Source organism: Mycobacterium sp. NGS64 (assembly GCF_059812245.1).
Genome location: NZ_JCALCI010000002.1, coordinates 935,991 through 954,357 on the forward strand (window position 1 = coordinate 935,991; position 18,367 = coordinate 954,357).

At 71.3% G+C, this 18,367-nt stretch carries 15 protein-coding genes; 10 read left to right on the plus strand and 5 right to left on the minus strand.

The window, feature by feature from the left end:
• Nucleotides 1-2: 2 nt before the first annotated feature.
• From AC5Y4S_RS12710 to AC5Y4S_RS12720, 3 genes are read left to right on the plus strand one after another with little or no spacing between them, the layout of a single operon-like run.
• Complete coding sequence (locus AC5Y4S_RS12710) at nt 3-1,550, plus strand: tyrosine-protein kinase domain-containing protein (protein ID WP_500033091.1); 1,548 nt, start codon at nt 3-5, stop codon at nt 1,548-1,550.
• A complete protein-coding gene (locus AC5Y4S_RS12715) occupies nt 1,547-3,037 on the plus strand; it encodes an O-antigen ligase family protein (RefSeq protein WP_500033092.1) in 1,491 nt (496 codons plus the stop codon). The genes AC5Y4S_RS12710 and AC5Y4S_RS12715 overlap by 4 nt, the downstream gene beginning before the upstream one ends.
• Nucleotides 3,034-4,149 carry a glycosyltransferase family 4 protein gene (locus AC5Y4S_RS12720; protein ID WP_500033093.1) on the plus strand — a complete coding sequence of 372 codons (1,116 nt, stop codon included), beginning with the start codon at nt 3,034-3,036 and terminating at the stop codon, nt 4,147-4,149. Before AC5Y4S_RS12715 ends, AC5Y4S_RS12720 begins: the two co-directional genes overlap by 4 nt.
• Here AC5Y4S_RS12720 and AC5Y4S_RS12725 read toward each other — a convergent pair.
• Complete coding sequence (locus tag AC5Y4S_RS12725) at nt 4,132-5,808, minus strand: hypothetical protein (RefSeq protein ID WP_500033094.1); 1,677 nt, start codon at nt 5,806-5,808, stop codon at nt 4,132-4,134. The genes AC5Y4S_RS12720 and AC5Y4S_RS12725 overlap by 18 nt on opposite strands.
• Before the next feature lie 11 nt (nt 5,809-5,819).
• A complete protein-coding gene (locus AC5Y4S_RS12730) occupies nt 5,820-7,685 on the minus strand; it encodes a putative bifunctional diguanylate cyclase/phosphodiesterase (protein WP_500033095.1) in 1,866 nt (621 codons plus the stop codon).
• Nucleotides 7,686-7,937: 252 nt separating this feature from the next.
• On the opposite strand from AC5Y4S_RS12730, the gene AC5Y4S_RS12735 reads away from it, so the two are divergent.
• The 5 genes from AC5Y4S_RS12735 to AC5Y4S_RS12755 all read left to right on the plus strand — a co-directional run bounded on the left by AC5Y4S_RS12735 (nt 7,938) and on the right by AC5Y4S_RS12755 (nt 13,327).
• Nucleotides 7,938-8,732: an FkbM family methyltransferase gene (locus tag AC5Y4S_RS12735; protein ID WP_500033096.1), complete on the plus strand. Its 795-nt coding sequence runs from the start codon at nt 7,938-7,940 to the stop codon at nt 8,730-8,732.
• Between the two features lie 87 nt (nt 8,733-8,819).
• Complete coding sequence (locus tag AC5Y4S_RS12740) at nt 8,820-10,007, plus strand: NAD(P)/FAD-dependent oxidoreductase (protein WP_500033097.1); 1,188 nt, start codon at nt 8,820-8,822, stop codon at nt 10,005-10,007.
• Entirely contained in the window at nt 10,004-10,906 is a 903-nt protein-coding gene (locus AC5Y4S_RS12745; protein ID WP_500033098.1) for an RNA polymerase sigma-70 factor, read from the plus strand. Before AC5Y4S_RS12740 ends, AC5Y4S_RS12745 begins: the two co-directional genes overlap by 4 nt.
• 16 nt (nt 10,907-10,922) lie before the next feature.
• The gene (locus tag AC5Y4S_RS12750; RefSeq protein ID WP_500033099.1) at nt 10,923-12,176 is read left to right on the plus strand and encodes an aminodeoxychorismate synthase component I; all 1,254 of its coding nucleotides are present in this window, start codon (nt 10,923-10,925) and stop codon (nt 12,174-12,176) included.
• Nucleotides 12,177-12,307: 131 nt separating this feature from the next.
• A complete protein-coding gene (locus tag AC5Y4S_RS12755; protein ID WP_500033100.1) occupies nt 12,308-13,327 on the plus strand; it encodes a hypothetical protein in 1,020 nt (339 codons plus the stop codon).
• A gap of 5 nt (nt 13,328-13,332) precedes the next feature.
• Here the strand turns inward: AC5Y4S_RS12755 and rsmI are convergent, their stop codons facing one another.
• Entirely contained in the window at nt 13,333-14,169 is an 837-nt protein-coding gene (rsmI, locus tag AC5Y4S_RS12760; RefSeq protein WP_500033101.1) for a 16S rRNA (cytidine(1402)-2'-O)-methyltransferase, read from the minus strand.
• Between the two features lie 24 nt (nt 14,170-14,193).
• Here rsmI and AC5Y4S_RS12765 point away from each other — a divergent pair, with 24 nt between their 5' ends.
• Nucleotides 14,194-15,750: a dolichyl-phosphate-mannose--protein mannosyltransferase gene (locus tag AC5Y4S_RS12765; RefSeq protein ID WP_500033102.1), complete on the plus strand. Its 1,557-nt coding sequence runs from the start codon at nt 14,194-14,196 to the stop codon at nt 15,748-15,750.
• 76 nt (nt 15,751-15,826) lie between these two features.
• On the opposite strand, the gene arcA is transcribed toward AC5Y4S_RS12765, so the two are convergent.
• Complete coding sequence (gene arcA, locus AC5Y4S_RS12770) at nt 15,827-17,038, minus strand: arginine deiminase (RefSeq protein ID WP_500033103.1); 1,212 nt, start codon at nt 17,036-17,038, stop codon at nt 15,827-15,829.
• Nucleotides 17,039-17,108: 70 nt separating this feature from the next.
• Between arcA and AC5Y4S_RS12775 the strand changes: the two genes are divergently transcribed.
• Nucleotides 17,109-17,705 (plus strand): alpha-ketoglutarate-dependent dioxygenase AlkB family protein, encoded by a 597-nt coding sequence (locus AC5Y4S_RS12775; protein WP_500033104.1) that lies wholly within the window; start codon nt 17,109-17,111, stop codon nt 17,703-17,705.
• Nucleotides 17,706-17,709: 4 nt separating this feature from the next.
• On the opposite strand, the gene AC5Y4S_RS12780 is transcribed toward AC5Y4S_RS12775, so the two are convergent.
• On the minus strand, nt 17,710-18,366 hold the full coding sequence (locus AC5Y4S_RS12780) for a DUF5642 family protein (RefSeq protein ID WP_068110405.1): 657 nt from the start codon (nt 18,364-18,366) through the stop codon (nt 17,710-17,712).
• Nucleotide 18,367 lies beyond the last annotated feature (1 nt).

Genomic DNA, 18,367 nt, shown 5'->3' on the forward strand with positions numbered 1-18,367 from the left:
CGATGGATTTTCGCACGTTTGTCCGAACGTTGGCGGCCCACTGGAAGCTGTTCGTCGGGGCGCTGCTGGCCTGCCTCGCCGGGGCCGCGGCCGTCACCGCGTTCCAGACGAAGAGTTATCAGTCGTCGGCCACCGTCCTCATCTCGTTCTCGGGCGAGACCGACCTGGCCCAGGTGTATCAGGGCACGCAGGCCGCGCAGGAGCGGCTGTCGTCGTACGCCGCGATCGCCGGCGGCCACGCGGTCGCGGAGCGCGCGGTCAAGCAGTTTCACCTGCCCATCGGCGCGGACGCCCTGGCGAGCGCGACCCACGTGGAGTACACGCCGAAGTCGACTCTGTTCACCATCTCGGTCACCGACACCGACCCGAATCGTGCTGCGACACTGGCGAAGGCGATGGCGGACACGTTCACCGGGCTCGTCGGCACCCTCGGTGTGAACCCGAAGGACCCGGTGGCGCTGGTGAACAGCTCACCGCCGCAGGCGCCGCCGGCGCAGACGCCCCCGCCACCGCCGCCCGCCGCGCAGGACACCGACGGCCAGCCGGCGACGCAAGCCGGCGCCGAGGCCACCCCGTCGGCCGAACCCTCGGTCGTGCCGCAGCCGGCGCAGCCCGCGGCGACGCCGCCCCAGCCCCTTGCCCCGAACATGCCGATCGCCCGGGCCACCATCGTCGAGCAGCCCGGCGTGCCGGACAGCCCCATCAAGCCGGTGCCGGTGCGCAACATGGCCATGGGCCTTGCCGCCGGCTTGCTGCTGGGCACCGGGGCGGCGTTGACCCGCGAGGCGGCCGACCGCTCGGTGCGTGACCGAGCCAAACTGGAACGCCTCTCCAACTTGCCTACCCTGGCCGAACTACCCGGAAAGCGCGGCAGCGCACCGCGGTTCGGAACCGACATCTCTTTCGACGACGCGGTCCGCGGCCTGCGGGCGCGCCTGCTGCGCGCGCTCGAACCGGGAGCGCGCCGGGTGCTGCTGACGGCGCCGTTCGGCGGGGAGGGAACCACGACGACGGCGGTGAACCTGGCCCGGGCATTCGCCGAATCCGGCGAAGAGGCGCTGCTCGTCGAGGGCGACACCCGCCGACCGGTGATCGCCGGCCTGCTAAAGGTCGACTCCGGGGAGGGGCTGGGCAACGCGCTGTCCGACCCCGACATCGCGGCCGAAGCCGTTAAGCCGACGTCGATTCCGCGGCTTTTCATCCTGGCGGCGCGGGCCGTCCGCCGGGACACGCTGCCCAGCAGCGCGTACCTGCCGGAGGTGCTCGACAAGGTGCTGGCCGACGTGTCGGCCACCTTCGACCGAACGGTGATCGACGGCCCACCGGTGCTGGCGACGGCCGACTCCGGCCTGCTGGCCGGCGCCGCGCAGGCCACGGTTTTGGTCGTCCGAGCGGGGCGCACCACCGAGGACGAGCTCACCGACGCGCTGACCGCGTTGCGCGCCGCCGGCGCCGACGTCGTCGGCACCGTGCTGACCGACGCGCGGATACCCCGGCACGCCCGGGCCGCGGCCCGGACTTACCGGACCAAGGTGGGCCGCCCGGGGTGATCCTGTATCTGCGCAATCGGCACCGGTTGGCGATGTCCGGGGCCGTGCTGACGGCATTCGCGCTGGGGTGCTTCGTGTTTGGCGTGCTGTCCGTGCGCAACACCACCCAGGGCGTGATGCTGATCGGCCTGTCGTTCTGCCTGGTGATCTACTGGACGAGACCCGCGACGATGATCGGCGTCGCCCTGTTCCTGGCGTTCGCGGCGCTGCCCCAGGGCCTGCATGTCGCCAAAGTGATAGGGCCCGTGTCGATCAACGCCTATCACGTGGCGCTGGTGCTGGCCATCTGCTTCGTGCTGCCGGCCGTGCGGCTGCGCTTCTCCGAATACCTGCTGCCCGGGATGTTCGTGCTGACGGTGGCCTACTTCGCCGCGGTCGGATTCGCGATGGGCCACCCCGCCCCAATCGTGGTGCGGGAGGCCACTTTCCTGCTCGAGGTGGTCGGCGGTTTCGTCCTGGCGCTGGTGATCGTGTACGGCGACTACGTCAAGCTGTCGGTCCACGCGATGGTCCTCACCCTCTGGTTTTCCGCCGGCATGGCCGTCGCCAGCTCCTCGGGCGGGCTGCGGCTGGCGGGGCGGTTGGAGAGCCTGCAAACCGACACCGGCGACACGGCCAACCGCGTCATCACCGCCACCCTGACACCGGCGATCGCCGTGCTGGCCGCGCTGGTGGCCGCCCAGATCGTCGGCCGCCTCAAGCCCGTCTGGTATCTCGCGCTGGGCCTGCCGGCGCTGATCATCTCGGTGCTGGCCTTCTCCCGCAACACGCTGATCGCCCTCGGGGTGGCGGCGGTGGTGGCATTCTTCGCCACCCTGGGCTGGTCGTCACTGCGCCGGGCGGCCAGGCTGGCCATCGCCGGCGCGGGGATCCTGGCCGTTGCGGTGCCCGGCGCGCTGTTCCTGCTGCAGCACTCGACGGCCGGGGATTGGCTGGGCGATCAGATCACCGGGTTCAGCCACCGGGTGTTGGGCGGGGTGTCGAGCAATGCGCTGGCGGTCGACTCCTCGACGCTGGCCAGGCTGGCCGAAGACGCCAACCTCAACCGGGCCATCGCCAAGGCGCCGGTGTTCGGCCACGGCCTCGGCTACGCCTATCAGGAGCCGTTCGGCAACGACCCGGACGAATTCACCAACACGTTGGGCACCACCTATTCGCACAACTTCTACCTGTGGTGGCTGGCGAAATCCGGCGCGGTGGGCATGGCCGCCTTCGCGGTGTTCGCGCTGACGCCGCTGATCCGGGCGCTGCGCAGCGCATCCGCGCCCGCGAAGGCCAGCGCCGCCGTCAGCGCCGGCCTGCTGGTGATGAGCGTCGTCGACCCGCTGCCCGAGGACCCGGCCAACGCCATGACGCTGGGCATGGCGCTGGGCGCGGCCCTGGCGTTCGCCCGCCTGTGGCAGCGGTCCCGCGTGTCCGGCGAGGACGTCGACACCACTATCGAGCCCGCCACCGAGCCCCTGATTCCGGCCGGGGCGACGCGGTGAGCGGGCCGGTGCGGGTGCTGGTGGTGGGGCCGGCGCCCGCGGACGCGAGTAGCCGCGGCGGCATGGCGACGGTCGCCGCCCTGATGGCCGCGCATCCCGACGAGCGGATCCGCGTCAGCGCCGTGCCCACCTACGTGGACCGGTCGCGATGGGTGCGACTGCTGGTGGGCGTACGCGGAATGCTCTGGGCCAGTTGGTTGCTCATGCGCCGCCGCGCCGACGTGCTGCACGTGAACATGGCCCACGGCGGCAGCGTCGTCCGCAAGGCGGTGCCGTTGTGGGCGGCGCGGCTGGCGGGCGTGCCGGCGGTGGTACACGGTCACAGCTACGACTTCGGCGGCTGGTTCGACCGGCTGCCGGCACCGGCCCGTGCGGCGGTGCGCCGCGCCCTCGTCGCCGACCACTGGGTGGTGCTGGGGCGGCGCCACGTCGACGAGTACTCGCACCGGTTAGGGCTGTCCGGCGATCGAATCAGCGTGCTGCACAATGCCGTTCGCATCCCGGAGACACCCGTGGCCCAAACGGGCGTTGGCCGGGTACACGCCGTGGCGCTGGGCCGGATGGGGACGCGCAAGGGCAGCTACGACATCGTCTCGGCCGTGGCCGCGCTCGACGGGCCGGTCCGCGAGCGGCTTCGGGTCACGCTGGCCGGCGACGGCGACGTCGACGGGGTCCGCGCCGCGGTCGCGGCGGCGGGGGTGGGCGATACGGTTCGCGTGGCCGCCTGGCTGGAACCCGCGGCCCGCGACGAACTGCTCTGCGCCGCAAACATTTTCCTGCTGCCCAGCCGCGACGAGGGCCTGCCGATGGCGCTGCTGGAGGCCATGGCGCACGGCCTGGCGCCGGTGACCACCACCGTCGGCAGCATCGGCGAGGCGGTGAGCGACGGGGTCACCGGCATCGTGGTGCAGCCGGGTTCGCCCGCCGAGATCGCCGACGCGCTCGGCGCGCTCGTCACCGACGACGGCCTGCGCGCGCGGCTGGGCGCCGCCGCCCGCGCCCGCGCCGTCGACTTCGGCCTGCCGCGCTGGCACGAGTCGCTGGCCCGGCTGTGGCTGGGACTGGCCGCCGCCCTCCCGCGCACGGGCAATAGGTCACTGCCCGTTGGCTGAGGTGGTCGAGTCGCGCGGAATGTCCAGCGTCGCAATCGGATACAATCCCGCGCCGTCGCGCCCGTCGCGCGCCAACGACATCGGCGCGTAGTTCACCACGTGCGAGGCGCCCGGCTTGTGCTGCTGCCAGTCCACCGAGGCGCGCAGCGTGTAGTGGCCCGGCGCCAGGCCCGCCAGGTCGACGCGCACCGACTCCGTCGTCGTCGTCGGGACCGCCTCCTCGCGTGAGGAGCTGGTGTCGTCGCTGACCAGCGTCTTGAGGTTGACCGTCGCCGGCAGGCTCTTGACCACCGCCCCCGTGAAATCCACCAGCTTGTAGCCCGGCGTCCACTGCTCGGTGGCCGCGGCCGAGCCGTAGTTGGTCCAGGCGACGGATATGCTCGCCGTCTTGCCCTGAATTGACTGCGACCCCGGCCGCGCCTCGACCGAATACCGGTAGCCCGCAGAGATATTCGCCTGGGCCCACAGCAAAAACAGGCTGGGGTCCATCGCCGACCGGGAGTCGCGGTCCGCGAAGTTGGCGCTCGACGTCATCGACACGTGGTACCTGACCACGTCGTGCAGGGCCTTCTCGTAGTAGGACCGCGGATCGGTCCCGTTCGGCAACTGGCACCACTCGGTGATCACCGGCGCCGAGGCCAGCCGCTGCTTGATCGCGTTGACGACGGCGTCGTTTGACCGCACGTATTGCGAGTCGTTCGATTCGGCCCAGGCCGGCAACGGCGCCTGGACGCCGAGGCAATCCGAGCGGATGCCGACCGGCGCCGACAGCTTTTTGGTGACGTCGTCGGCCAGCAGCTCGCGCACGATCTCGGGATTCTGCGGGGTGACCACCAATTGCGTGTGGGGGAAGGCGTCGACGTTCGCCGCCACCAGCTGCTGAATCGATGCCTTAGTGATGCTTTGATCCCGGAACTGGCTGTAATAGCCCAGCATTCCGACGCTTTCGTCGGGCCCGGGGCCGGGGGCGCCCAACACGTCACGCAGGTACGCGATGTGGTTCTCGCTGAAATCGCCGTAGCCGGAGAACTCGAAAACGCTGAGCCGCTCGTCGCCGTCGTAGCGGCGGCCCAGCGCGGCCAGCAGCTGCCCGAACGCGCCCAGGTAGGCCGGGTCGTTCCAGCTCGGCACCACCTGCGTCACCCCGGGGGTGGGGCTGTTCGGCGGGGCCGGATAGCTGGTGGACGACGACCGCATCCAGTCGGGAATCGCGAGGTTGGTGTTGTCGGGATACGAGTCGTTGCAACAGGAGTTGTAGGCGTACACGCGAAGCGTCATCCGCATGTTGCGGTTGGCCAGCTTCGTCAGCGCGTCGTCGATGACACTGAAGTCGAACCGGCGATCGTCGGGGGCGTCGGGCGGCAGGGTGTGCGGGTCGACGGGCTGCAGCTGCCGCCACGAGACGCGCAGGCTGGCGTCGTAGGACGCGGGCCACGCCGGGTATCGCTGCTGGGCCGGATTGCCTTGCGGGAAAAGCGGAACCAGCAAATCCTCGTACTGACCGCGCAACGGGTTTGCGATCTCCTGAACCGTCGGCGGGATGGCCGGGAAGACCATCGCCGACAGCGGCCCCGGGTTGGGGTGACCGCCGCAGCCGTTCAGCAGCAGCGCCGTGCACGCGATAACGGCGGCAGCGCTCTTTTTGAATGAACGGAGCATCGTCACCGGGGTTAGATCGCGCCTAACGACAGCGCCTCGCGGTCGGCGAGGAACGGCATCGGCATCCAGCGCGCGGACAGCAACGCTTCCATCGCGTTGCCCGGCACCGGCCGGGACAGCAGGAAGCCCTGCGCCCGGTGGCACCCGTGTTGCATCAAAGTCAGTGCGGCAGCGGGGGTTTCGACTCCCTCGGCGACCAGTTGCAGGCCGAACGCCTCGGCCAGGCCGATGATCGCCCGGACGATGGCCAGATCGCCGGCGTTGGTGCCCAGGTCGCGGACGAACCCGGTGTCGATCTTGAGCATGTCGACCGGGAGGGACTTCAGGTGCGACAGGACCGCATAGCCGGTGCCGAAGTCGTCGATGGCGATCTGGACCCCGACCTCCTTGAGCTCGTGCAGGGTCTTGCGGGTGGTTTCGATGTCGTGCACGACGGCCCGCTCGGTGATCTCCAGGCAGACCGATCCGCCGTCGATGCCGAACTCGTCGATGGTGTCGGCGACGCTGCGCACGAAGCCGCGGGTGATCAGTTGGACGGGCGATACGTTGATGCGCAGGCTCGCGCTCTGCCCCACACCGTTGGCGCGCCACCGGCTGAATTCGGCGCAGGCGCTTCGCATCACCCACCGGCCGAGTTCACCGGCCAGGTTGGTCGATTCGGCCACCCCGATGAACGAGTCCGGCAGCAGCAGGCCCCAGATCGGGTGCCGCCACCGGACCAGTGCCTCCGCCGCCACGATGGCGCCGGTCCACAGGTCGACCTCGGGCAGGTAGTGCAGCAGCAGCGCCTCGCTGTCGATGTCGCCCTGCAGGTGCAGCTCGATGTCGTTGCGGAAGGCGCTCTTCAGCGACATGTCGTCGGTGGACAGCGCCACCTGGTTGCCGCCGGCGCGCTTGGCGGTCAGCACCGCCTCGTCGGCCCGGCGCAGCAGGTCGGTGCTGTTGTCGCGACCCGGCATGCCCACCGCGAGCCCGATGCTGACGGTGCGGGTGATCATGTGTCCGCCGATGGCCAGCCGCTCGCGCAGCATCGCCCCCAGCCGGCGGGCGAACGACTCCGCCGTTCCCGTCGACATCGGCTGGTCCGGGATCACGACGAACTCGTCGCCGCCGAGCCGGGCGATCATGCTCTGGTTGCCCGCGCACACCCGGATCCGTTGGGCGAACACCCGGATGAACCAGTCGCCCGCGGTGTGGCCCAGGTAGTCGTTGATCGGCTTGAGCCGGTCCAGGTCGAGGTACAAGACGGCGACCGGCCCGGGGCTTCCCGGCGCGAGCCGTTCGGACAGGTGCGCGACCAGCGCCCGCCGGTTGTACAGGCCGGTCAGGTCGTCGTGCTCGGCCAGGTAGCGAAGCTTCTCTTCGGCGGCGATTCGCGCCTGCAGCTGCGCGAACAGCGCGGCAATGGCCTCGAGCGTGTTGATCTCTTCTTGCTTCCACTTGCGGGAGCCGTTCTTGACGAAGCCGAGCACGCCGGTGGTGGCCTCGCCCGAGACCAGGGGCGCAGCGGCCACCGAGGGCGACGTGGGCTGCTTGGACCCGCCCAGCCGCCAGCCGAACCCGCGGTTGTTCTGCTCCGGCCGGATCACCACCGGCTTGCGGCCGTGCTCGCACTGGGCCAGCACCGGGTCGGCGCTGGTGAAGTGGACGACGGCCAGCGGATCCGGGTCCGGAACGTCGGTGCGCGGCGGCCACTCCGCCACCAGCACCGAGGCGCGGATGTCGTGGTCGTGGTGGCGCAGGAAGCAGGCGTCGAGATCGAACTGCTCGACGAGCTGCGCGAGCACCTTCTCGCTGACCTGGGTCGCGGTGGATCCCGTCGCCTCCATCAGCTGGGTGGCCACGGAGGTGACGACGAGATCCAGGCTTCGCGGCAAGGACTCCTCCGATGGGCGTGTCCCAGCTGGGCCTGGCCCGTTCGGGGGCCCAATCAGGGGATGTTCGTCTTCCAGTTTGCACTCACCCGATGCACGCCGATGCGCATTGGGGAGCCCCATACTTTCGCGGTGGCTGCATTCGGCCCGGGGCAGGTCACGAATAGATGCGAAGCGTATCATTTCCGACCCGGCGCGGGGCCCGCTTGAGACCGGCTCCCCAAAGCCCCCAAAAAGGATGGGAGACCACCGCAGATGCCCGTCGGACGCACGGCCAAACGTTGGCTCGCGCCGGCGGCAAAGACGTTGGCGCCGCGGCTGTTCTGGCGCCGCAAGTACGGCATCCTGCAACGCCTCGGCGAGGCGCGCCCGGACGTGCGGCTGGTCGCGTCTCTGTGCGATCCCAACCGCGTCTCGCTGGACATCGGGGCCGATGTCGGCGAGTTCACGATCGCGATGCTCGCGTCGTCGCGCTCGGTGATCGCGTTCGAACCCCGACCCGCCCAGGCGCGCGAGTTGGCGTCGATGTTCGACGCGGTCGGCGCGCCGGTCCGGGTGGAAGCCGTCGCACTCTCCGACACGCCCGGCGTCACCACGATGCGGGTGGTGGAATCCGACCCGGGCCGCAGCACGATCGATGCCGACAACGCCCTGGGCGACGCCGGCGGTGACGCGGTGCAGAGCATCGAGGTGCCGGTCAAGCGGCTCGACGACCTGAGCCTCGGCGACGTCGGCCTGGTCAAGATCGACGTCGAGGGCCACGAACTTGCCGTGCTGCGCGGCGCCACCCAGACGCTCGCGCGCAACCGGCCCGCGGTCCTGGTGGAGGCCGAGGAACGCCATCACCGCGGCGCCGTTGCCGCGATCACCGAGCTGCTGACGGGACTCGGGTACGAGGGCCACTTCGACACCGGCGACGGCCGGCGGCCGATCGAGGAGTTCGACGCGGCCCGGCACCAGGACCCGGCCAACATCGGCGGGCGGGAGGACGGCTGGGCGGCCCACGGCGTCTACGTCAACAACTTCGTCTTCGTCCCCAAGGGCGTGTGAAACGGCTCACAGCTCTGCCCGGACTGTCACGGTCGGCCGGCCCGCGGTGTCTCAAGGGCACGAGTTCCGTGAGAGTAGGAGACAGAAATGACCCAGCCGGCCGCCCCAAGAACCCACGTCGTCGTCGTCGGCGGCGGATACGCCGGAACCCTGGCCGCCAATCACCTGCGCCAGCGCCCCGACGTCGACATCACCCTGGTCAACCCGCGTCCGGTGTTCGTGGAGCGGATCCGCCTGCACCAGCTGGTCGCCGACACCAGCGCGGCGATCGCCGACTACGACACGCTGCTGGGCGAGGGCATCGGGCTGGTGATCGACGCCGTCGAGCGCATCGAGGCCGCCGACCGCCGCCTGGTGCTGGCCTCCGGCGCCGAGCTGGACTACGACTACCTGATCTACGCCGTCGGCAGCACCGGCGCGATGCCGCTGACCGTGCCGGGCGCCGCCGAGTACGCGCACTCGGTCGCCGACCTGGAAAGCGCGCAACGGCTGCGCTACGCCCTCGCCGACCTGCCGCTGGCTTCGCCCGTCACCGTCGTGGGCGGCGGGCTGACCGGCATCGAAACCGCGTCAGAACTGGCCGAGCTGGGGCGCCCCGTGACCCTGGTGTGCGGCGGCATCCTCGGCCCCTCGCTGAGCGAGAAGGGCCGGCGGTCCGTGGCCAAGCAGCTGCGCCACCTGGGCGTCAACGTGCTCGAGTCCGCTGCCGCGCGCGAGGTGCGCTGGGACGCGGTAGTGCTCACCGACGGCGCCGTGCTGCCCAGCGCGGCGACGGTGTGGACGGCAGGCTTCGCCGTGCCGGACCTGGCCGCGCGCAGCGGGCTGAGCACCGACTCGCGGGGCCGGCTGCTCACCGACGAGACGCTGACCAGCATCGACGACCAGCACATCGTCGCCGCGGGTGACGCGGCCGCGCCGTCCGGGCAGCCACTGCGGATGAGCTGCCAAGCCGCCGGCCCGCTCGGGGTCCAGGCCGCCAACACGGTGCTCAGCCGCATCGCGGGAGAAGCCCCGGCGCTGCTGAACCAGGCCTTCACTGGCCAGTGCATCAGCCTCGGCCGCTCGCACGGCACCATCCAGCTCGCCCGCAAGGACGACACCCCGGTTGAGTTGTACGTCGGGGGTCGGTTCGCGGCGTCGGTGAAGGAGACCGTGTGCAAGGGCACGCTGTGGTTCATTCGCCGCGAGGCCGCCAAGCCCGGCTCGTACTTCTGGCTCAAGGGCGGCAGGCGGGTCGCGCAGTCCCCGGCCGACGAACAGGTCGCACTGCCGTGACCCGTTCGACCGAGCACGCCGAACGATTCACGGTGCTGCGGCCGTTGCTGTTCACGATCGCCTACGAGATCCTCGGCTCGGCGACCGAGGCCGACGACGTGCTGCAGGACAGCTACCTGCGGTGGGCCGACGTCGACCTGTCGGCCGTGCGCGACACCAAGTCGTATCTGGCCCAGCTGGTCACCCGGCAGGCGCTCAACGCGCTGCGGGCCGACGCGCGCCGCCGCGAGGAGTACGTGGGGCCGTGGCTGCCCGAGCCGCTGCTCCTCGACGACCAGGACCCCTCGGCCGATGTCGTTCTGGCGGAATCGGTTTCGATGGCGATGCTGGTCTTGCTGGAGACGCTGAGCCCCGACGAACGGGCGGTGTTCGTGCTGCGCGAGGTGTTCGGCTTCGACTACGGCGAGATCGCCGAGGCGGTCGGCAAGCCGGCGCCGACGGTGCGTCAGGTCGCCCATCGCGCACGCGAACACGTGCGGGCGCGGCGGAAGCGCTTCGACGCAACGGATGCGGAGCGCAACTCGGAAATCACCGCTCAATTCCTTGCCACCGCGGCCAGCGGCGACGTGGAGGCGCTGATGTCGATGCTGGCCCCGGACGCCACCTGGACGGCGGACAGCGGCGGCATCGTCAGCGCCGCCCGCCGGCCCGTGGTCGGCGCCGAGCGGGTGGCCCGGGCGATCGTGGGGCTGATGCGCAAGGCCGCCGGCTTTGCCGGGGCGCGCGTGGACATGGTGACGTGCAACAGCGCCCCGGCCGTGCTGCTCTACCTCGGCGAACAGCTCGAAGGGGTGATCACGCTGGAGATCGCCGGCGACAAGATCACCAACTTCTACGTGATGCGCAACCCGGAGAAGCTGGCGGCCATGGCCACCGCTCGCGACATCAGCCGCGGCTAGGCGGCAGACTAGGGCGGTGCGAACCGACCGGCTTGGCGACCTCGGCGCCGCGCCCCGGGTGCTGCGCGCCGTCGGTGACGCCGCCGGCCGCCTGGGGTTGCCGCCGCCCGCCGCGCTGACCGGCGAGTGGTTCGGTTCGCTGGCGGTGATCGCGCCGAGCCTCGCGGCGCGGCCGGTTGCCGTCGACGACGCCTTCGCGGTCCGGCTGGGCACGCCCGCGCCCGCCTCGGAAGCGGTCGGGGGCGGCTGGGTCGGCTACCTGTCCTATCCCGATCCCGCCGCCGACGGCCGGGCCAACCGGATCCCCGAGGCCGCCGGCGGCTGGACCGACTGTGTCCTGCGCCGCGACCGCGACGGGGCCTGGTGGTACGAAAGCCTGTCCGGCGCACCGATGCCGGGGTGGCTGGGCGCCGCGTTGGCGGCCGGGCCGGCATCGCCGCGCGATTGCCGCATCGACTGGGGCGGGCCCGACCGGGCCGCGCACCACGGCGGGGTACTCGCCTGCCTGGAGGCAATCCGCGCCGGCGAGGTCTATCAGGCCTGCGTATGCACGCAATTCACCGGGTCGGTCAGCGGGGCTCCGCTGGACTTCTTCGTCGACGGCGTGGCGCGCACCTCACCGGCCCGGGCGGCCTACGTCGCGGGGCCGTGGGGCGCGGTGGCGTCGCTGTCCCCGGAGCTTTTCCTGCGCCGACGCGGTGCGACCGTGACGTCCAGCCCCATCAAGGGCACGCTGCCGCTCGATGCCTGGCCGTCGGCGCTGCGGGCGTCGGCCAAGGACGTCGCGGAAAACATCATGATCGTGGACCTGGTCCGCAACGACCTGGGCCGGGTGGCGACCGTCGGCACGGTCACCGTGCCCGAGCTGTTGGTGGTGCGGCGCGCGCCGGGCGTATGGCACCTGGTGTCCACGGTGTCGGCGCGCGTCCCCCTCGAGCTACCGACGTCGGCCCTGCTGGACGCCGCCTTCCCGCCGGCATCGGTGACCGGTACCCCCAAACACCGTGCGCGGCAACTAATTTCGCAATGGGAGCACAGCCGCCGCGGCATCTACTGCGGAACAATCGGCCTGGCTTCCCCGATCGCCGGATGCGAGCTGAATGTCGCGATTCGCACCGTCGAGTTCGACGCGGGCGGCGGCGCGGTGCTGGGCGTTGGTGGCGGGATCACCGCCGACTCCGATCCCGACGCCGAATGGGAGGAATGCCTGCACAAGGCGGCCCCGATCGTCGGGCTGCCGTTGGTCGCGACACCGGCCCAGGCCGGCTAGGGGGCCGGCCGGTGAAGCATCGGAGCCGCGGCCGTGAATTTCGGCTAACACCCCACGCCACGTGCCGCTTTTGCTTAAGCTTCAGGGACTGACCCGCGCCGATCGCGAGTCGACTGCCGGAGGGGGCCGTCATGAGAATCGCTGTCCTGGGCGCCGTCGCGTCCGCCCTGATGGGCGGGACGCTGGCGGTCACGCCCCTGACCTCGGTCAGCACGCCGCTGCCGGCCGCGGGACCCTGCGGCAACGGCGGGGCCCCCTGCCAGAAGGTGGCGTCGGTCCTGATGCCCGAGACACCGCCGTCGGCGCCCGGCACGCAGGCCGCTCCCGCGGCGAATACCGGCGGAGACGCCCCCAAGCCGGTCGCGGAGGCGACCAATCCGTCGGTGCCCGGTGGACCCGCCACGCCCGGCGGGTCCGCGGTTCGCGCGGTGCCCGGGGGTGGCGGATCGGGAGGCGGCGCACCGGCCGCGTCGTTCCCGGGCGGGTTCGACTCGGGTTTGCCCGACGCCGCGGCTGGGGTCCTGCCGCAACTTCCCGGCGCCTTAGAAGGCGCGGCCGCGATCCAGGCCGCACCCGCCGGGGCCGCAACCGCCTTGTCGATCGTCCAGGGCGTCGTGGGCGTGGGAACCACCGTGGTCGGCGTCGGAACCGGCGTCGTGGGCACGCTCTCCACCGCCGCCATCGCGCTCGTCTACCTCAAGAACGCCGGCCTGCTCCCGGCCAACTTCACCCTGGGCGTCCCGAGCCTGCCGGTTCTTCCCCTTCCCGCCGCCGCGGCGGCCGTCCCGGGCGCGGCGGCGGCCATCCCGGCGGTGTTGGCGGCCTCGCCGGGGGCCCTCCCGGCGCTGCCCGCGGTTCCCGCGGCGTTGCCGGCTCTTCCCGCCGCCCCGCCGCTGCCCCCGCTCCCCGCCGGGCCGCCGGCCCTGCCCCCGCTTCCCGCGGGCCCGCCGGCGCTGCCCCCGCTTCCCGCGGGCCCGCCGCCCCTGCCCCCGCTCCCCGCGGGACCGCCGCCCCTGCCCCCGCTGCCGGCGTTACCCCCGCTGCCGGCGGGGCCGCCCCCGCTGCCGCCGCTGCCCGGCCCGCCGGCGCTGCCGCCGCACCCCCAGCTCTGCACGCCGGGGATCGGTCCCCTCAAGGCCTGCACGCCTTAAGAGAGCTAGTCGCCGCGTAACTGCAGGACCGCGTCGTAGAGCTGACGCGTCCGCACGTCCGGATGCGCCGCGGCCACCTCGCTGCACGCATCCTTGACGCGCACACCGCCGGCGACCAGCTCTTCCACCTCGGCCACCAGCGACGGCAGGTCGGCACGCGGCGTCGCGCCGGCGAGCACCACGGTGATCTCGCCGAGCACCCCGTCGTTCGCCCAGGTGGCCAGCTCCTCGAGCGAGCCGCGCACGACTTCTTCGTGCACCTTCGTCAGCTCCCGGCAGACCACCGCGCGGCGGGCGCCGCCGAGTTCGTCCGCGGCGTCGCGCAGGCAGGCCGCCAGCCGCCGCGGCGATTCGAAGAACACGCAGGTGCGCCGCTCGTCGGCCAGCGAGGCCAACCAGGTTCGGCGGGCCGACTTCTTGCGGGGGGCGAACCCCTCGAAGCAGAACCGCTCCGACGGCAGCCCGGACACCGCCAGCGCGGTCGTCACCGCCGATGGCCCGGGGAGGCACTGGACCGGCAGGCCCGCATCCACGCACGCGGCCACCAGCCGGTAGCCGGGGTCGCTGATCAACGGCATGCCGGCGTCGCTGACCACCAACACCGTCGCGCCCGCCGTCATCGCGTCGACGAGGGCGGGCACCCGCGCGGCCTCGACCCGGTCGTACAGGCTGACCACCCGACCCTTGATCTCGGTTTCCAGCGCCTTGGCCAGGATCCGCACCCGGCGGGTGTCCTCGGCGGCCACCACGTCGGCGTGGGCCAGCGCGTCGATGAGGCGCGGCGAGGCATCCGACGGCTGGCCCAGGGGCGTCGCGCCCAGCAATAGGCGACCGGAGGTCATGACGGACAGCCTACGATCGACGTGATGACCGCCCCGCCCCGCGAAAGCGCCGTCGCCGAGCGCGAGCGTGTCGTACCCGTCGACAGCCCGGGCCCCCTGGCCCCGGTGGCGGACTTCGGGCCGACCGACACCATTCGCGGCTGGGTCGCGACCGGGGTGATCACGGTGCTGGCGACGGTGACCCGGTTCCTCAACCTGGGCTCGCCGACCGATGCCGGCACGCCCGTGTTCGACGAGAAGCATTACGCGCCCCAGGCCTGGCAGGTGCTGCACAACCACGGGGTGGAGGACAACCCCGGGTTCGGCCTGGTCGTGCACCCGCCGGTCGGCAAGCAGTTGATCGCCCTCGGCGAGGCGGTCTTCGGCTACAACGGGGTGGGCTGGCGGTTCACCGGCGCCCTGCTCGGCGTCGTGATGGCGGTGCTGGTGATGCGGACCGTCCGGCGGATCAGCCGCTCGACGCTGGTCGGCGCGATCGCCGGGGTGCTGGTGATCTGCGACGGCGTCAGCTTCGTCACCGCGCGGACCGCCCTGCTCGACGGCCTGCTGACGTTCTTCGTGGTCGCCGCGTTCGGCGCGCTGATCGTCGACCGCGATCAGGTGCGCTGGCGACTGCACGTCGCGCTCATGGAGGGCCGCAGCGCCCAAACCCTATGGGGCCCAAGGCTTGGCGTGCGCTGGTGGCGCTTCCTTGCCGGGGTGATGCTCGGATTGGCTTGCGGCACAAAGTGGTCCGGGCTCTACTTCGTGCTGTTCTTCGGTGCGCTGTCGTTGGCGTTCGACGTCGCGGCCCGGCGCCAATACCAGGTGACCCGGCCGTGGCTCGGGGTCTTGCGGCGCGACCTGATTCCCACCGGGTACGCGCTGGCGCTCATCCCGTTCGCGGTCTACCTCGCCAGCTACGCGCCCTGGTTCGCGTCCGAGACCGCGATCGACCGCCACGAGGTCGGCCAGTCGATCGGCCCGCACTCCGTCGTCCCCCTGCCCGACGCCGTTCGCTCGCTGTGGCACTACACCGCCAAGGCGTTTCAGTTCCACGCGGGCCTGACCAACTCCGCCGGCAACTACCACCCATGGGAATCCAAACCGTGGAGCTGGCCGATGTCGTTGCGGCCGGTCCTCTACGCCATCGACCAGCAGAACGTCCCCGGCTGCGGCGCGCAGTCGTGCGTCAAGGCCGAGATGTTGGTGGGCACCCCGGCGATGTGGTGGCTGGCGGTGCCGGTGTTGCTCTATGCCTGTTGGCGAATGCTGGTCCGCCGCGACTGGCGCTATGCGGCCGTTTTGACTGGCTACTGCGCGGGGTGGCTGCCGTGGTTCGCCGACATCGACCGGCAGATGTACTTCTTCTACGCCGCGACGATGGCGCCGTTCCTGGCCATGGGCATCGCGCTGATCTGCGGCGACATCCTCTACGCCCGCAACCAGAACTCCGAACGGCGCACGCTCGGACTGATCGCGGTCTCCTGCTACGTGGCCTTGGTGGTGACCAACTTCGCGTGGCTGTTCCCCGTGCTCACCGGCCTGCCGATTTCCCAGCAGACCTGGAACATGGAGATCTGGCTGCCCAGCTGGCGCTAGTTCTCGCATCGAGACTGCGTCCAGCGCGCGCAAATGGCCGATCCGACGCGCTGAGCGCAGACTCGGCGCAGAAGGCCTACACCGGATCGCGCGCGGCGGGGCACGACATGCACCGGGGGCCGCCGCGGCCGGTGCTCAATTCGGACCCGGCGATGGTGAGCACCTCGATGCCCGCGTCCTGCAGGCGGGCGTTGGTCTGCGCGTTGCGCTCGTACGCGACGACGACGCCGGGCGCCAGCGCCAAGGTGTTGTTGCCGTCGTCCCACTGCTCCCGCTCGGCGACGAGGGGGTCCAGCCCGGTGTCGATCACCCGCAGCTTGTCGATCCCCATCGCCTTGGCGGCTGCCTCCAGGAACGGCGTCTCGTCGCCGATGGTGACGCCGTCGGGGGTGCGCTGGATCGTGTACGCCGACAGCGTGTCGACGATGTTCGCGTACATCACCACGGTGTCGGTGTCGACCATCGTGCACACCGTGTCCAGGTGCATCTGCGCGCGCCGCTGGGCGATCGGCACCGCGAGCACGGTATCGGCGAGATCGTCGTCGAAAAGGCTGCGCGCCAACGCTTCCGCACCGGCGGGGGTGGTCCGTTCGCCAACTCCCACCGCGATCACGCCGGGGGCGAGCAGCAGCACGTCACCGCCCTCGACCGGGGCGGTGCGGGACTCGTAGGCGCGCCGCACCCCGGTGAACCGCGGGTGGTGGGCATAGATCAGATCGGTCAACGACGCCTCGCGAACCCGCGCGCGCAGCGCCAGGGTCGGGATCACCACCCGCGGCCCGATCCAGATCGACGAGTCACGGGTGAACACCAGGTTCGGCAGTGGATCGATCACGAAATCCGCCCCGTGGTGCATGCGAAGCACCAGGGAGACCTCGGTGCGGGTGTCCGGCGGCAGCTCGTTGAACGTCATGCCGCCCATCAGCACGTTGGCCAGCGTCACCGGGTCGAGCCCGCGCAGGTGGGCCGAAAGCTCTTGCGCCAGTGGCGTTCCGAGCCGGCGGGCGTCCACCGCGGCGGCGACACCCTGCATCCGGGCGGCCCCGCTGTGGTTGAGCGCCTCGGTCAGCAGATCCGACAGCAGCAGCACCTCGACGCCGCGGGAACGCAGCAGCCCGGCGAACTCGTCGTGCTCCTCCTGCGCCCGCGCGACCCAGGGCAGCCCGTCGAAGAGCAGCTGGTCGTTGTTGCGCGGATTGAGCCGGCGCAGCTCCGCGCCGGGGCGGTGCAGGATGGCGACCCGAAGCACGCCTACCTCGGAATTGGTGCCCAGCTCAACAACACCCATCCTGAAAACGGTAGCCGGTCGCAAGGCCGGTCCCCTCCTCATCGAACGGATGTGCGATAAAATGGGCGCCGTGAGCATCGCGGTACAGGGCTCGCTGTTCGAGCACACCGAGCGCAGACAGCTCGGTGACGGCGCCTTCATCGAGATCCGCGCCGGCTGGCTGGCCGAGGCCGATGACCTGTTCGCCGACCTCCTATCGACCGTTCCATGGCGGGCCGAGCGCCGCCACATGTACGACCGGGTGGTCGACGTGCCGCGGTTGGTCAGCTTTCACGACCTGACCGTCGAGGATCCCCCACACCCGCTGCTGGGCAAGCTGCGGCGGCGGCTCAACGACATCTACGCGGGCGAGCTCGGCGAGCCCTTCACCACCGTCGGATTGTGCTGTTATCGCGACGGCTCGGACAGCGTGGCCTGGCACGGCGACACCATCGGGCGCAGCAGCTCGCAGGACACCATGGTGGCGATCGTCAGCCTGGGAGCGACGCGCACGTTCGCGATGCGGCGGCGCGGCGGCGGCCCGTCGCTGCGACTGCCGCAGGCCCACGGCGATCTGCTGGTGATGGGCGGATCGTGCCAGCGCACCTGGGAGCACGCGGTGCCCAAGACCTCGGCGCCGATCGGCCCGCGGGTCAGCATCCAGTTCCGTCCCCGCGACGTGCGCTAGCGGCCTACGAACGGACCGCGGCAACCGCCTTGACGAGGAGGTCACGCGCGCGTTGGGTGTCGATCTTGGCCACCGGCTGGTCCGGAATGACCAGCGGGTTGGCGATGACGATTACCTGGTAATCACCGAACTGGGCCGAGTAGTCGTACAGCTCGCCGGTGCGCGCTCCCCCGCCGACCACGGCCTGCAGGACGCGGTGCACGCCGGCGGTGCGGGCACCGTCGATGTGTGGCGCGTCGATCGCCTCGATGCCGCCCCGTACCCCGGTCCCGGCGAATGCGACCTTGGCACAGTCCTTCCCGGGGTCGTTGAACGGCAGGGCTTTTGACGTCTCCAAGGCGATGACGACGAACCGGTTGCCGTTGCCCTCGGCGGAGACGGCGGCCATGTTGCCCTGCAAGTCGGGTGGCATGTCCGGGCCGACCGCCACTTTCGCGCAGTTCGCCGGGTCGAAAGTCAGGCCGTCGGGCAGTTTCCGGGCCGAGAGCAGCTTGGGGTCGACGCCCCGGACGGGGATGTCGGTGACCTTGTAGTCGGGCCCGAAGCTCGACTTGACGTCGACGACCTTCCCGATGTCGGCCTTGACGGGGGTGGGATCGTTGCCCGACGAGCATCCGGCGAGCACGCACACGGAGGCGGTCGCGAGCAACACCTTCAACATC